The sequence below is a fragment of the Arthrobacter sp. JSM 101049 genome (assembly GCF_041679245.1).
In the GTDB taxonomy this organism is placed as follows: domain Bacteria; phylum Actinomycetota; class Actinomycetes; order Actinomycetales; family Micrococcaceae; genus Arthrobacter_H.
The window spans coordinates 1-13,756 of sequence record NZ_JBGFFC010000003.1; the positions used below are offsets into that span (position 1 = coordinate 1).

A 13,756-nucleotide genomic window follows, 5' to 3' on the forward strand; every position below is an offset into this window, starting at 1 on the left:
TTTTAAGACAAGTTCCCGCGTCCAGGGTTGTGCCACCGCCAATGCGCCACATGCCACCGAGCGCCGAAGCCGACAAGGGCTTGACTTCAGCGGTGGACGTTTAACTTCATGGCATTGGCTCTAGAGCGGCTGCGGCCGGAAGCTCCCGGCGAACCAGCCGGCGATCCCCATTCCGGCGGCCACGGCCACCAGCACACCCGGCACGGGTGCGAGCAGCACGGCCAGGCCCAGGGGCACGACGGCGATGAGCATCAGCTCCATCCCGTGCACCGCGTGCCGGATCAGCGGCCCACCGGCCTTGCCGAGCACCTGCCGCTGCAGCACCGACCCCCAATCCAGCTCCGGCCGATAGGCCATGCGCAACGACCCGCCGGCCACGCCGATCCCGCAGAACGCACCGATGGCCACCAGCACCATCCAGTCCCCGACGGCGGCCGGCCCGGCCACGGCCCAGCCCAGAATGGCTCCGGCAATGCCGCCCCAGGGGACGAGCACGATCGCCGGCAACAGCCCATGCGCACGCCGCGCGGTTCCGGCGTCCAGGGGCAGCAGCGCCTCCAGGCCCGGTACGCGTGCCGCCTCGGACGCGGCGGCCCCCGCCGCCTGGCCGGCCAGGATCGCGGCCACCGCAACCGCGGTACACAGCACGACGGCGGTGCCTCCTCCCTGGGCGGTCACGGCACCGGCCAGCAGGGCCAGGCTGGTCACCAGCCGGCCCCACACCCGGCCGGTGCGCACCAGGACCAGCGCCTCGGCGCGCAGCAGCGCACCCACCGGCGATCCATCGAACCGGGCGGGCAGCAGGCGCGACCAGAGGTCGCGGACGTGGGAGGTGCGCCGCGGGCCCCGGGCGAAGGAGCCCGCCAACGAGCGCAGGTCCAGCAACGCCAGCGAGTTCCCGGCCTGGCCGCTGACCCCTCCGGCGTCAAGCAGATCGGAGGTGCGGATGCGGGACAGCTGCGGACGCACCAGCAGCCAGCCCACCACGACCAGCGGCAGCAGCACCGCCGGGACCAGCCAGCTGCCCCACGCCGGCCACGCCGCCGGCAGCACCGGCCAGAGACCGGAGAACGGCGAGCGTGCCGCGCCCAGGGCACGGGCCATCGCATCGACCGCATACGCCAGCACCACCAGCACCCCGAGCAGCCCGAGCGCCCGGGAGAAGCCGCGCCGGAGCCCGGCGGCCTGGGCGCCCGCGGCCAGCAGGCCCAGCAGCACGAACTCCAGTCCCAGGCTCGCGGACCCGGCGGCCAGTTCGGCCAGCGGCGGCCCGGTGTAGCCGTAGGGCCCGGCGGTGCCCGTGGAGAGCCCCAGCGGCAGCCAGGCCACCGCCCCGACGGCACAGGCCCAGGCCAACCGGATCCGCAGCTGCCGGGCGAGCAGCGGGCCGCGGTCCACCGGCAGCGAAAACCACCAGAGGCCCTGGGCACGGTCCGCGGCGACCGGCCCCAGTCCCGCCAGCAACGCGGCGACGCCGAGCAGTGCGATCGTCAGCAGCGCCGACCCGGCGTCGGCAGCGGGGACGACGGCGATCCCGGGCCGGACCAGTCCGTCGGCACCGGCATCCCGCAGGCCCTGGGCCAGGAACTGCACGAGCCCCAGCAGGTAGGCCAGCAGGATCGCCGCGCCCAGGACGGCGACGTAGATGTCGCTCCAGCGCTCGGACTGCTCGCCCCGGCGGCGGTCGCGGCGCAACCGGCGCGTCGTCCGGGACGGGTCGAACCCGGTCGGCGGTCCCGCGGGCACCCATCCGGGCAGCCGGGGAACCCCGCCGGCGGCGGGTGGGGGTGCGGATCCGGTGGGCGGGACGCTCATGCGCCGCCGATCGCGGCAGCGCCCTCGGTGGCGGTGGCGAAGCGCAGACCGTCGCCGACGATGAGGCAGTGGTCGACCACGGTGGTGAGCAGGACGGCGTCGTGCGTGACCAGCAGCACGGCCCCGCCGTCGTCGATCCGGGCTCGCAGGCGGACGGCAAGCTGCGCACGCATCGGCGGATCGAGGCGTTGTTCGGGTTCGTCGAGCACCAGCAGCTCGGCCGGGCGGATGAGCCCGGCGGCCAGCAGCAGGCGGCGGCGTTGGCCGGAGGACAACGCCCCGGGCAGCGCGTCCCGGGCCTCGCCGAGCTCGAAGAACTCCAGCTCGCGTTCGACGGCTTCCTGGCCGTCGGGCACGCCGTGTCCGGAGACGATGAGCTGCAGGTGCTCCTCGACGGTCAGCGAGTCGAAGAAGGCGTCCTCGTCGAAGACCGCCGAGACCAGCCGGCGGTGGACGTGGGAGGTGTCATCGGTGAAGACGCCCAGGATGGCAGCCCGGCCGGAGACCGGGGGCTGGCGTCCGATGAGCGTGCGCAGCAGCGTGGACTTCCCCGCCGCGTTGAGCCCGACGATGCCCAGCGCATCCCCGCGGTCGAAAACCAGGTCCAGCGGGCCGCACACCTCAAAGTCGCCGTACCCGGCCACCAGTTCGCGCGCGGTCAGAAGCGGTGCATCCTGCGGGTCCATGCCTCCCACAGTACCGACCGCGGCCGTGCCCTCAGGCCGCGGCGTTTCCATACGTCGGCTCGTGGCGCTTGAACCAGCGGATGACCAGCGTGGTGACCGGGACGAAGGCGAACTCGACGGCCGTCTTGTAGACGAAGCCCACCAGCACGTAGTTCACGAAGTCGGGCACGGTCGAGATGCCGATCACCGAGGCGGCGATCGTGCAGAAGATCAGGGTGTCGGCGAACTCGCCCACGCCCGTCGATCCCATGAGCCGGCCGACCAGGCCCTTTTCCCCGAAGCGCTCCTTCATGCGCACCAGCACGTAGGAGTTCAGCGTCTGGCCGACCAGGAACCCGCAGAGCGAGGCGGCGACGATCTGCCACACCGGTCCCAGCGTGCGCTCGAGCGCTTCCTGGCCGTCATACCAGCCGGCACCGGGCAGGATGATGATGATCCAGAAGCAGAGGACCGCGAAGGCCGCCAGCACGAACGTGGTGATGATCGAGCGCCGGGCGGCCCTGAACCCGTAGACCTCGCTGACCACGTCGCCGAGGATGTAGGCCAGCGGGAAGAGGAAGAAGCCGCCGTCGGTGATCACCGGGCCGAAGGTCACGCCCTTGGTGGCGCCGATGTTGGACAGGATGACCACCACGGCCATCAGCGCCAGCACGGCGGAGAAGTAGGGGCTCCCGGCCGAGGCGAAAACGGCCTGGCGGACGCGGCCCGTGCCCGTGGGCTGCGGGGACGTCGGATGCTGGGGCAGGGTGTCGGCGCGGTCGCCGGAGGAGGCATGCATGGAGTTGTTCCCAATCTGGAAGTGGTTCGCCAGGCGCGGATTCCCCCGGGTCGTCCCCGGAGCCGTCGCCCGCTGTATTAGCACTTGACCTCTTCATTGTCCCACGGGCACGACGACGGCTCCCGCACCGGGAACCCGGACAGACTTGAACATGTTCAAAACCAAGTAGAATGGGTGGAATCCGCGTCGTTGCAAGGAAACCATGGACACCAAGACCGAAAAATCGGCTGCCACCCGTCAGCGGATCCAAAACGCCGCGTTGCAGCTGTTCCTCCGCGACGGCTACCGGGCCACCACCATGCGCGCCATCGCGGCGGAATCCGGCCTCTCGCTGGGCAACGCCTACTACCATTTCGCCTCCAAGGAAGACCTCGTCCACGGGCTGGCGCGCGCTCTCGTCGACGACCAGGTGCGTGCGGCCCGGCCGCGGTTGCGCTCGGGCAACAACCTGCAGGACAACATCCAGGTCGTCCTCGATGCCGCGCTGGACGCCGTGGCCCCCTTCCATGGGTTCGGGCCGGTGCTGATCCGCTCGGCCATCAGCCGCGACGACGAGGCGGCCGCGGCGTCCAAGGCCAGGGAGTTCGCCCTCTGGCGCCAGGCCGTCGGGGCCTCGCTGCCCCGGCCCCCGGCCGCCATCCGCGACGACCTGCCCGAGCTGCTCTGGCTGGCGCAACGCGGTCTGGTCATCTTCTGGGCCTACGACTCCTCCGCGGACGGGATCCGCAGCCGCCGCCTGGCTGCGAACATCGCCTCGCTCATGGCCCGTCTGGCAGTGCTGTCCCGGCTGCCGGTCGTCCGGCACATCATCGACGACGTCATCGGCGTCGTCCGCAACGTGGAGCGCGTCGACCGGGCCTGAAACGGCGCCTAAAATGGGGGGCATGACTTCCAAGCAACAGCAATCCTCCCCGGCCATCACGCTGGCGATCGCCGGTTCCGAGGCCACCGGCGGCGCGGGCGCGCAGGCCGACCTGAAGACCTTCCAGCAGCTCGGTGTCTTCGGCATCACCGCGTTGACCTGCATCGTCGCCTTCGATCCGAAGCAGAACTGGGACCACCGCTTCACCCCCATCGAGCCCCAGGTCATCGCCGACCAGCTCGAGGCCATCCAGGCCTGCTACGCCGGACAGCTGGACACCGTGAAGCTGGGCATGATGGGCAGCCCCGCGACCATCGACACCGTTGCGACGGCGTTGCGCGCCCAGCAGTGGCGCAACATCGTGTTGGACCCTGTGCTGATCTGCAAGGGCCAGGAGCCCGGCCACGCCCTCGACACCGACCAGGCGCTGAAGGCGAACCTGCTCCCGCTGGCCACCTTCGTCACCCCGAACCACTTCGAGGCCGAGTCGCTCTCCGGCACCACCATCACCTCGGTCGAGGACCTGGAACGCGCCGCGCGCATCATCCATGAGGCCAGCGGCGCCGCCGTGCTGGCCAAGGGCGGCGTCCGCCTGGCCGGCAGCGAGGCCGTCGATGTCTACCACGACGGCACCACCACCGAGATCCTCTCCGCCCCGAAGATTGGCGAAGTCGCCGTCTCCGGTGCGGGCTGCTCGCTCGCCGCCGCCATCACCGCCGAACTGGCCAAGGGCGCCACGCCACTGGACGCCGCCCGGACCGCCAAGGCGTTCGTCACCGCAGGCATCGAGCACCGCGTCGCCTCCCACGCCCCCTTCGACGCACTCTGGCAGGGTGGCGCGACCGCCTGAGTCCCCGGCCCGGAGCCCCGGCCCCGATCCACGCACGACGGCGGGAGCCGCACCGTTGTCCCGGTGCGGCTCCCGCCGCCATTTTCCCCACGCCATCGCCAGACGACCCGGGATTTTCGGTGACCATCAACGGCCGCTGTCGCCGCTTGACAACCTCCGCCCCGCAGTTTGCAACCGCCACCGCCCGGGGCCGCGCGCCGCGGTGCGTCGCGGCAGCTCTTTCACATATCTCCCCGTCCCGGAGGCACATGGCCGTCGAGCCCGCTTCCCGGCGATCCCCCGGCCCCGGAAGTGACCATAAATCCTTGTCAACATGGGCCCGTTCGACCGACGGAAAAACGTAAAAGAACTACTTGACTTGTGACCGCGGTCACTTAGGCTATGGCGTGGGGCGCAGGGGGTTTCGCCCCGCTGATGCCCCGAAAACACGCACTCGGTGACACAAGGAGCATCATGAATCACTCGCACCGGCCCCGGCTTGCCCGGGCCGTCGTGGCGGCGGCGTCGGGCATCGTCCTGGCCGCCACCATGTCGGTTCCGGCCAATGCCGCGCCGAACGAAATCAACAGCACCCCCGGAAGCCCTGCCCAGGCCTTCGGGGGTGCTGCGTTGGACAAGCAGGACATCAAGACCCTCCAGGACCTGAAGGTCTCCGGCCCCATGGTCAGCAAGAAGGGCGAGGTCACTGCCTACGTCCAGTTCAGCGGCGAGGGGGCGTTCGAGGCCACCCAGCCCGAGAGCGTGGCCCGCGGCAAGTCCAAGCCTGTCAAGAACGAGGCCAAGGTCAAGCAGATCCGCAAGAACATCAAGGCACAGGGTGCGGCGGCCGCCAAGGCCTCCGACGCCGAGGTCGTCTACACGACGACCAATGCGCTGCCCGGCGTCGCACTGCGCGGCGACGCGGACGCCCTCCGTGCCCTGGCCAAACGCCCCGACGTCGTGAAGATCACCGCCATTGTGCCGAAGACCCCCACCAACAAGGGCTCGGTGGTCGACACCAAGGCACTGAACGCGTGGACGGCCCTGGACGAGACCGGCGAGGACGTCACGATCGCGGTGCTCGACACCGGTGTCGACTACACGCACGCCGACTTCGGCGGGCCGGGCACCGTGGAGGCCTACAAGAAGGCGCAGGCCTCCGACACGCTCCCCGCCGCGAACACCGGGCTGCGCGATCCCGCCAAGTTCATCGGCGGCTGGGACCTCGTGGGCGACGACTACAACGCCGACCCCGACTCCCCGACCTACCAGCCGGTCCCGAAGCCCGACGCCAACCCGCTGGATTGCGCGTCCGCCGGGCACGGCACCCACGTCTCCGGCACCGCGGCCGGCTACGGCGTGGACGCCGACGGCAAGACCTTTGACGGCGACTACTCCAAGCTCAGCGCCGATGACGTCGCCGGCATGAAGATCGGTCCGGGTTCCGCACCGGAGGCCCAGCTCGTGGGCATCCGCGTGTTCGGCTGCGCGGGTTCCTCCTCCGTGGTCGGCCAGGCCCTGGACTACGTGCTGGACCCGAACAACGACGGCGACTTCAGTGACCGCGCCCAGATCGTGAACATGTCGCTCGGCTCGGACCACTCCCCCGTGGAGGACCCGGAGAACGACATCGTCGATGCCCTGGCGGAACAGGGGATCCTTTCCGTCGTCGCCTCCGGCAACGCCGGTGACGTGACCGATGTCGGCGGCTCCCCGGGCAATGCGCGGTCGTCGTTGACCGTGGCCAACACCGTCGGCTCGAAGATCACGCTGGACGGGGCGAAGGTCCTGGCTCCCACGGATGTGGCCGGCACCGCCGCCGGGCAGTACTCGGTGAACTTCGACTACGCCGCGGCCTCACCCGAGAAGCTCACCGGCGAGGTCGTCCTGGCCGACCCCTCGAACAAGTTCGGTTGCGATGCCTTCCCGGCCGGAACGGACTTCGACGGCAAGTGGGTCTGGCTGCAATGGGAAGAGGACGGTGCCTTCCCCTGTGGCTCGGCAGCGCGCTTCAACAACGTCCAGGCCGCCGGCGGTGCCGGCGTCGTGCTGGGATCCCCGCGCAGCGTCTTCGACGCGGGGATCGCCGGCAACTCCGGCATCCCGGGCATCCAGTTCAACAAGGACTACACCGAGAAGCTGCGTCCGGCCGCCGAGGCCGGCACGCTGAAGATCCAGCTCGACCAGGACCTGATCGGCACGGCCTCGGGCGACTCCGGGGCACTGGACACGCTGAACTCCAGCTCCTCGCGCGGCGTCCACGGCTCGAACGGCATCGTGAAGCCGGACGTCGCCGCACCGGGCACGCTCATCGGTTCGGCCGGTGTGGGCACGGGCAACGGACCGGCCGTCATGACCGGCACTTCGATGGCCACCCCGTTGACCGCCGGCATCGCCGCCCTGGTCGCCGGATCCGGTGACTACACCGCCTACCAGGTGAAGTCGATCGTGATGAACACGGCCACCGCCGATGTCACCGCCGCCAACGGCGAGACCTTCGGCCCGAACCGCGTGGGATCGGGGCGCGTCATCGCCGATGCTGCGCTGAAGACGCCGGCCTACGCCTACGCCACGGACGCCCCGGACCTGACCTCGCTCTCGTTCGGCGTCATCGAGATGGGCAAGAAGAAGGTCCGCAAGACCAGCTCGATCACCGTGCAGAACACCTCGAAGTGGACCCAGCACTACCGCCTGGACTACATCCCCGCCACCACGATCCCCGGAGCCAGCTACACGCTGAGCACCGACAAGATCAGCATTCGGCCGGGGAAGTCCAAGCAGGTCAAGGTCACGTTGACGGTCGACCCGAAGAAGTTCGCCAAGACGATGGACCCGACGATGGACAAGCAGCAACTGGGCTTGGACCGCCAGTACCTCGCCGACGTGACCGGTCGCATCGAGCTGACCGCCAAGGGCCAGCCGGCCCTGCGCGTTCCGGTCCAGGCCGCCCCCAAGGCGTCCAGCAACATGGCCGTGAACAAGAAGAACATCAAGACCAAGAAGGGAAAGTCAACCGCCGAGGTCAAGCTCAAGGGCAAGGGCCTGCTGCTGGGCAACGGCGACGAGCGCGTGCTCTCCCTGGTCTCCGCCTTCGAGCTCGGCGCCACCAGCGCCAAGCTCTCCAAGGCCGCCGACGAGATCCCCGGCGCGCGCGCCATGGACCTGAAGTATGTCGGTGCCGCTTCCGATGCCCCGTCCAACGGGGTCGCCAACGGGCTGCTGAACATCGGTATCAGCACCTTCGGCAATTGGGCCCACCTGGCCGGCGGCACGGAGATCGACGTCGAGATCGACACCAACGGCGACAACAAGGCCGACTTCGTCACGTTCAACACGAACGTCGACGAGCTCGACCTGGACCTGGCCGCGACGTTCAACCTGAAGACCGGCGAGCAGGTCGACCTCTGGCCGACCAATGGCATGACCGGTGAGACGGACTCCAACACCTTCGATACCAGCACGGTGAGCCTGCCGGTGTCATTGGCGGCCCTGGGCCTGACGGAGGGCACCTCCGGCCAGATCCAGTACCGGGTCTCCACCTGGAGCCAGTACAACGCCGACGAGTCCGGCGCCCAGGTCCCGGTCGACACGACCAACTGGATCGCCTACAACACGGTCGATCCCGACCTGTGGTTCGAAGGCGCCGGGACCGGGACGGCCTTCGCCGACCTGCCAGGCCAGACCCTGACGGCACACGTGCAGGACTACAGGAACGCGTTCCCGAAGAAGATGGCGATCGCCAAGAAGAAGGACAACCAGGAGCAGGGCCTCTTCCTGCACCTGCACAACCAGACGGGCGACAAGGCCCAGGTGGTGACCTTCACGAAGCGGTAACCTCACCCATCGAAAAGGTGCCAGCGGCCCAGCCGCTGGCACCTTTTCCGTGTCCCCTCCCCGTCCGTCCCACCGGGGCGCGTCGGCGCCCGGGAGGCACCGGAGCCGGGGTGCTCGCCCCGGCTATGGGCCGGGCCGCCAGGGGAAGTCGGGGGCCCGGCGCTCCTGGAACGCGGTGATGCCCTCGCCGATGTCGGGGCCGGAGGCCATCTCCGCCCAGGCCCCCTGCCAGGCAGCAGCCAGAGCGGCCGGCTCCGTGGAGGGGTCCCCTGCGGCGTCGATGAGCCGCTTCGTGGTGGACATCGAGTAGCGGGAGCGGGACCGCAGCTCGTCGAAGAGCGACGTCATCCCAGCCTCGAACTCGGCGGCCGGCAGGACCTCCGCGACGAGCCCCATGGCGTGCGCGCGGGGCGCGGCAAAGGTCCGCGCGCTCATCAACACATACTTCGCCGTCGCCGGACCCAGCAGGCGCACCAGCCGGTCGACTCCGGCGCGCGGGTAGATAATGCCCAGCTTCGCCGGGGTGATCCCGAACCGGGCATCGTCCGCGGCGACGATGAAATCGCAGGCGCTGGCCAGTTGCCATCCCCCACCCATGCAATGGCCCCGGACGACGGCAATGGTCGGCTTCGCGACCCGGCCCAGGGCACGGTCGGCGGCGGTGAGGTGATCGGTGGCCCCGTCGTCGTCCAGGATGACCTGGCGCAGTTCGCCGATGGACACGCCGGCGCTGAACGCCGCACCGTGGCCGCGGACGGCCACCACGTCGACGTCATCGCGCGCGTCGAGATCCCCGGCCGCAACGGCGATGTCCCGGCACATCTGCCGGGTCAGGGCGTTGTGCTGGGCGGGATTGCGCAGCCAGATCGTCCCGACCCCGGCATCGACCGTGACGTCGATGCCGGGTCCGGGCACCTGCGGTCCGGGCGGCATCATGAGCCGTGGCGGGCCGGGCGGAGCTTGACGTTGATCTGCTTGGTCTGGGTGAAGCCCTCGAGCATTCCCTCCAGCGACACCTCCCGGCCGATGCCCGATTGCTTGTAGCCCCCGTAGGCCTGGCCGACCACCTGGCCGCCCCCCTGGTTGACCTGGACCCACCCGGCCTCCAGCCGGTGCGCCGTGTCCAGGGCCCGGTCCAGGTCGTGGCTGAAGACGTAGGCAGCCAGCCCGAAGTGGGTGTCGTTGGCCAGCCGGACCACCTCGTCGGTGGTGTCGAAAGGGATCGCCATCAGCACCGGACCGAAGATCTCCTCGCGGGCCAGCCGGAAGTCGTTGCGGCCCCCGCCGAAGACGGTCGGCACGTGGTAGAAGCCCCGCGTCAACTCACCCTCGGTCGGTGCGCTGCCCCCAAGCAGCGTCTCGAGCCCGTCGAGCGTGCGTCCCTCGTCGAGGTATCCGGTGATGCCGTCGTACTGCTTGGCGTTGATCACTGCGCCCATGTCGCTGGCCTCGTCCAGCGGATCGCCGACCTTCATCGCCCCCAGGCGCGGCACCAGGCGGCCCAGGACCTCGTCGTAGACGTCGCGGTGGATGAACAAGCGCGACCCGGCAGTGCAGCTCTGGCCCTGCCGGGCGAAGCGGGAGGCCAGCAGGAGCTGGTCGACGAGGTCGTCGTCCACTGCGTCGGGGTAGACGATCGAGGGGTTCTTGCCCCCGAGCTCCAGGGACATGTGGGCCAGGCGTTCCCCCGCCTGTGCCGCAACGCCGCGGCCGACCTCGGTGGAGCCGGTGAACGAGACCTTGTCCACTCCGGGGTGCTCGGCCAGCGCCTGGCCGATGACCGAGCCGCGGCCGGTCAGGGCGTTGAGGACGCCGGCGGGCAGGTGGCGGTTGCAGACCTCGGCGAGCTTCAGGATGGTCAGCGGGGCGTCGTCGGCAGCCTTGAGGATCACCGTGTTCCCGGCTGCCAGGGCGGCCGGTACCTTGAAGCCGGCGATCATCAGCGGGGAGTTCCAGGGCAGGATCGCCCCGACGACGCCGAGCGGCTCGCGACGGGTGTACTGCAACTGGTCGTCGCCCGCCGGCAGCGTCGTGCCCTTGACTTCGCCGGCAACACCGGAGAAGTACCGGAACAAGGCGACGAGCGTCGCGACCTCGGGTCGGGCCTGGGTGCGGATCGCGTTGCCGGTGTCCAACGCGGTCAGGCGCGCGAATTCCTCGGCCTCGGCTTCGATGTCGTCGGCAATCAGGGCCAGCGGACGTGCCCTGCAGGTGAAATGCAGCGCGGCCCACGCCGGAAAGGCCTGCCGGGCGGCCTGCACGGCCAGTTCGACGTCTTCCGTGCCGGAAGCCGGCACACGGGCGATCACCGCGTCGCGCAGGGCGGGGTTGGCGACGTCGCGCCACTGCCCGGTGGCCGAGTCCCGGCGCTCGCCGCCGATCCACTGGGGCCAGTCCAGAACGTCCGAACCGGTGGAACGCGACGACTCGACGGAGGCCCCGGCGGCCTCGTTCGTGGCCGCGCGTGCTGCGGTTTCCCGGTCGGCGGTGGAATCGTCCGTGCCGCCCGTGGTGGTGTGCTGGCTCATGCTGCGCCTCCGATGGTCGTGTTCGAAGCCTGCTGGTGGGTGCCGTCGACGAGTTGGACGATGGCAGAGCAGTCCAGGCCCTTCTTCCCATCCTGCACCAGGGTCTCGAACATTGACGAGACCTGTTCGGCCAGGACCAGCGGGGTGTCGGTCTGCCGGGCCGCGGCGAGCGCCAGGTTGATGTCCTTATGGGCCAGCTCGGTGGTGAAGGTAGCCGCGAAGTCGTTGTTGGATGCCGCGGTGGGCACTACCCCGGGCATCGGATACCAGGTCCGCAAGGCCCAGCTGTCGCCGGAGGAGACGCTGGCGATGTCCCAGAAGACCTTGCGGTCCAGCCCGAGGCGCTCGGCCAGCACCGCGCCTTCGGAGGTGGAGGCGAGGTTGATGAAGAGCATCAGATTGTTGCAGATCTTCGCTGCCTGGCCCGTGGTGGCTCCCCCGGTGGCGATGATGTTTCCGGCCATCGGCTCGATATAGGCGCGGGCTGCTTCCACGGCGCCGGCCTCACCGCCGACCATGAACGTGAGGGTCCCGGCCTCGGCACCGGAGATGCCTCCCGAGACCGGGGCATCCACGAAGCGGTTGCCATGGGCGCTGGCCGCTTCGTGCAGGCCCTGGGCCGATTCGATGTCGATGGTGGAGGAATCAACCAGCAGGACGTCGGTGGCCACGTGTTCCAGCACACCGCCCTCGCCGAGGTAGACGGCCTTGGCGTGGTCGCCCTTGGGAAGCATGGTGAAGACGACGTCCGCTCCGTCGACGGCTTCGGCAATGCTGGCGACGGGGTGGACGCCATGGTCGGCCGCGGCGGCCAGCGCCTCCTCGCTCAGGTCGAAGCCGCGGACGGCGTGGCCCGCCTTCACCAGGTTTGCCGTCATGGGCCCGCCCATGTGTCCAAGTCCGATCCATCCTACAGTCGCCATTGCCTGCTCTTCCCTTCGCTGCGGTCCGTGGCGGGGCTCTGCCGCCTATGACCACCATCACATGCTGCTAAGGTGCATTCAAGCACTAAATCGGCATAACCGGTGTGCACGAATGCACAGGATGGATTTGAGGCCCCATGAACAGGTTCCCCAGTCCCGATGACCTGCTGATCCTGCTCACGGTGGCCCGGCTCGGACGCTTCACCGCCGTGGCCGAGGCCCTGGAAACCACGCATACGACCGTTTCCCGGAGGATCACGGCCCTGGACCGGCAGTTGGGTGGGCGCACTTTGACGCGGACCTCCGCCGGCTGGGAGCTCACCGAACTCGGCCGGCATGCGCTTCGGGCCGCCGAGTCGATCGAGGCGAGCCTGGCCGGCCTCACCACCGAGGTCGCTCAGGGCGCTGCCGAGGTCTCGGGCGTCGTGCGTGCCCACGTCAGCGACGCCTTCGGGGCGTACCTCGCCGGTCCTGCCATGGTGCGCCTGCAGCAGGACCACCCACGCCTGAAGGTCGAGCTGCTCAGCGCAACGCGGCGCGCCAGCCGCAACCGCTCCGGGGTCGACCTCGAAGTCGTCGCCGGACGCGTGGACGATTCGCGGGCCGAGGTCTTGGTCCTCACCGAATACGTCCTGCGCCTCTTCGCCAGCCCAGGCTACCTGCGCGAGGCCGGAACCCCGGCTTCCCTGGCAGACCTCGGGCAGCACCGCTTCGTGTCCTACGTCGACTCGGAGCTACAGGTCGCGGAGTTGGACTACCGCGCCACTGGATTGCCGGTGCCGTCGGCGGCCTTCCAGGCGACCAGCATCTTCGCCCAGCTCGAAGCCGTGCGCGCGGGTGGGGGCATCGGCATGCTCCCGTCGTATGCGGTGCATGGGGATCCGGCATTCTCCCCGGTCCTGTCCGGCTCCTTCGAACGCCGGGTCACCTATTCGGCGCTGGCGCGCCCCGAATCCCTGCGCTCCCCCGCAGTGCAGGCGGTGATCGGTGCGTTCCTGGCCGAAGCGCGGATACAGCGCGAGGCCCTGGTTTCCTGACCCCGGGCCACTTTCTCATCGTCGTCTCATCTACAGCGTCGACAATGGGGACATGGGTAGTCCAATTACGCGCCGCCTGACGGGCGCCGTCATCGTCCTGGTCGTGCTGGGCGCCGGCCTGGCCGGCCTGGCCCGGGTGCTGGCGTCCCCACCCGCCAGGGATCTGGGGCCCGGAATCGTCGTCACCCAGAGCCCGCAGGCCCCCTCGGTGGCCGCGCCCAACGGAACGGGTGCGCCCTCCTCGACCCCGCCGGCGGACACCGCCTCGGACTCCGCCTCCACGAGCCCCGCCAACTCTCCGGCACCGTCGAGCAGCGCACCACCGCCCGCCCGGCCGTCCTCGACCACCCCGGCGCGTGCTTCCACACACCCCCGGGCTCCGGTCACGCCCCTCCCCCCGTCAGATCCCGACGACGACGACGATGACGACGACGACGATGGCCCCGACAGCGACGAGGACTAGG

General features: G+C 69.9%; 11 protein-coding genes. 5 read left to right on the forward strand and 6 right to left on the reverse strand.

Annotated elements, in window-relative coordinates; translation table 11 throughout:
* Window positions 1-120 precede the first annotated feature (120 nt).
* The 3 genes from AB8M85_RS09450 to AB8M85_RS09460 are packed head-to-tail and all read right to left on the reverse strand — an operon-like array spanning window position 121 to window position 3,279.
* The gene (locus AB8M85_RS09450) at window positions 121-1,815 is read right to left on the reverse strand and encodes a DUF6297 family protein (protein WP_372698562.1); all 1,695 of its coding nucleotides are present in this window, start codon (window positions 1,813-1,815) and stop codon (window positions 121-123) included.
* Window positions 1,812-2,501, reverse strand: a complete 690-nt coding sequence (locus AB8M85_RS09455; RefSeq protein ID WP_372698563.1) for an ATP-binding cassette domain-containing protein — start codon at window positions 2,499-2,501, stop codon at window positions 1,812-1,814. The genes AB8M85_RS09450 and AB8M85_RS09455 overlap by 4 nt, the downstream gene beginning before the upstream one ends.
* 31 nt (window positions 2,502-2,532) lie before the next feature.
* Window positions 2,533-3,279 carry a queuosine precursor transporter gene (locus tag AB8M85_RS09460; protein ID WP_372698564.1) on the reverse strand — a complete coding sequence of 249 codons (747 nt, stop codon included), beginning with the start codon at window positions 3,277-3,279 and terminating at the stop codon, window positions 2,533-2,535.
* A 202-nt stretch (window positions 3,280-3,481) separates the two neighbouring features.
* On the opposite strand from AB8M85_RS09460, the gene AB8M85_RS09465 reads away from it, so the two are divergent.
* The 3 genes from AB8M85_RS09465 (at window position 3,482) to AB8M85_RS09475 (ending at window position 8,804) form a co-directional block, all read left to right on the forward strand.
* Window positions 3,482-4,141 carry a TetR/AcrR family transcriptional regulator gene (locus AB8M85_RS09465; protein WP_372698565.1) on the forward strand — a complete coding sequence of 220 codons (660 nt, stop codon included), beginning with the start codon at window positions 3,482-3,484 and terminating at the stop codon, window positions 4,139-4,141.
* A 22-nt stretch (window positions 4,142-4,163) separates the two neighbouring features.
* The gene (thiD, locus tag AB8M85_RS09470) at window positions 4,164-4,991 is read left to right on the forward strand and encodes a bifunctional hydroxymethylpyrimidine kinase/phosphomethylpyrimidine kinase (protein ID WP_372698566.1); all 828 of its coding nucleotides are present in this window, start codon (window positions 4,164-4,166) and stop codon (window positions 4,989-4,991) included.
* A gap of 453 nt (window positions 4,992-5,444) precedes the next feature.
* Window positions 5,445-8,804 (forward strand): S8 family serine peptidase, encoded by a 3,360-nt coding sequence (locus AB8M85_RS09475; protein ID WP_372698567.1) that lies wholly within the window; start codon window positions 5,445-5,447, stop codon window positions 8,802-8,804.
* A gap of 123 nt (window positions 8,805-8,927) precedes the next feature.
* Here the strand turns inward: AB8M85_RS09475 and AB8M85_RS09480 are convergent, their stop codons facing one another.
* Genes AB8M85_RS09480 through mmsB form a run of 3 tightly spaced genes read right to left on the reverse strand, consistent with a single transcriptional unit; the run spans window position 8,928 to window position 12,255 of the window.
* The gene (locus AB8M85_RS09480) at window positions 8,928-9,740 is read right to left on the reverse strand and encodes an enoyl-CoA hydratase/isomerase family protein (protein ID WP_372698568.1); all 813 of its coding nucleotides are present in this window, start codon (window positions 9,738-9,740) and stop codon (window positions 8,928-8,930) included.
* Window positions 9,737-11,332, reverse strand: coding sequence for an aldehyde dehydrogenase family protein (locus tag AB8M85_RS09485; RefSeq protein WP_372698569.1), 1,596 nt, complete (start codon window positions 11,330-11,332; stop codon window positions 9,737-9,739). The genes AB8M85_RS09480 and AB8M85_RS09485 overlap by 4 nt, the downstream gene beginning before the upstream one ends.
* Entirely contained in the window at window positions 11,329-12,255 is a 927-nt protein-coding gene (gene mmsB / locus AB8M85_RS09490; protein WP_372698570.1) for a 3-hydroxyisobutyrate dehydrogenase, read from the reverse strand. The genes AB8M85_RS09485 and mmsB overlap by 4 nt, the downstream gene beginning before the upstream one ends.
* A 137-nt stretch (window positions 12,256-12,392) precedes the next feature.
* On the opposite strand from mmsB, the gene AB8M85_RS09495 reads away from it, so the two are divergent.
* Window positions 12,393-13,292 carry a LysR family transcriptional regulator gene (locus AB8M85_RS09495; RefSeq protein ID WP_372698571.1) on the forward strand — a complete coding sequence of 300 codons (900 nt, stop codon included), beginning with the start codon at window positions 12,393-12,395 and terminating at the stop codon, window positions 13,290-13,292.
* A gap of 52 nt (window positions 13,293-13,344) precedes the next feature.
* Window positions 13,345-13,755 carry a hypothetical protein gene (locus AB8M85_RS09500; protein ID WP_372698572.1) on the forward strand — a complete coding sequence of 137 codons (411 nt, stop codon included), beginning with the start codon at window positions 13,345-13,347 and terminating at the stop codon, window positions 13,753-13,755.
* The last annotated feature ends 1 nt before the right edge of the window (window position 13,756 follow it).

Bases quoted from the DNA above. Each gene is read 5' to 3' on its own strand.
- AB8M85_RS09450 (WP_372698562.1), bottom strand. From the start codon at position 1,815: ATGAGCGTCCCGCCCACCGGATCCGCACCCCCACCCGCCGCCGGCGGG.
- AB8M85_RS09455 (WP_372698563.1), bottom strand. From the start codon at position 2,501: ATGGACCCGCAGGATGCACCGCTTCTGACCGCGCGCGAACTGGTGGCC.
- AB8M85_RS09460 (WP_372698564.1), bottom strand. From the start codon at position 3,279: ATGCATGCCTCCTCCGGCGACCGCGCCGACACCCTGCCCCAGCATCCG.
- AB8M85_RS09465 (WP_372698565.1), top strand. From the start codon at position 3,482: ATGGACACCAAGACCGAAAAATCGGCTGCCACCCGTCAGCGGATCCAA.
- thiD (WP_372698566.1), top strand. From the start codon at position 4,164: ATGACTTCCAAGCAACAGCAATCCTCCCCGGCCATCACGCTGGCGATC.
- AB8M85_RS09475 (WP_372698567.1), top strand. From the start codon at position 5,445: ATGAATCACTCGCACCGGCCCCGGCTTGCCCGGGCCGTCGTGGCGGCG.
- AB8M85_RS09480 (WP_372698568.1), bottom strand. From the start codon at position 9,740: ATGATGCCGCCCGGACCGCAGGTGCCCGGACCCGGCATCGACGTCACG.
- AB8M85_RS09485 (WP_372698569.1), bottom strand. From the start codon at position 11,332: ATGAGCCAGCACACCACCACGGGCGGCACGGACGATTCCACCGCCGAC.
- mmsB (WP_372698570.1), bottom strand. From the start codon at position 12,255: ATGGCGACTGTAGGATGGATCGGACTTGGACACATGGGCGGGCCCATG.
- AB8M85_RS09495 (WP_372698571.1), top strand. From the start codon at position 12,393: ATGAACAGGTTCCCCAGTCCCGATGACCTGCTGATCCTGCTCACGGTG.
- AB8M85_RS09500 (WP_372698572.1), top strand. From the start codon at position 13,345: ATGGGTAGTCCAATTACGCGCCGCCTGACGGGCGCCGTCATCGTCCTG.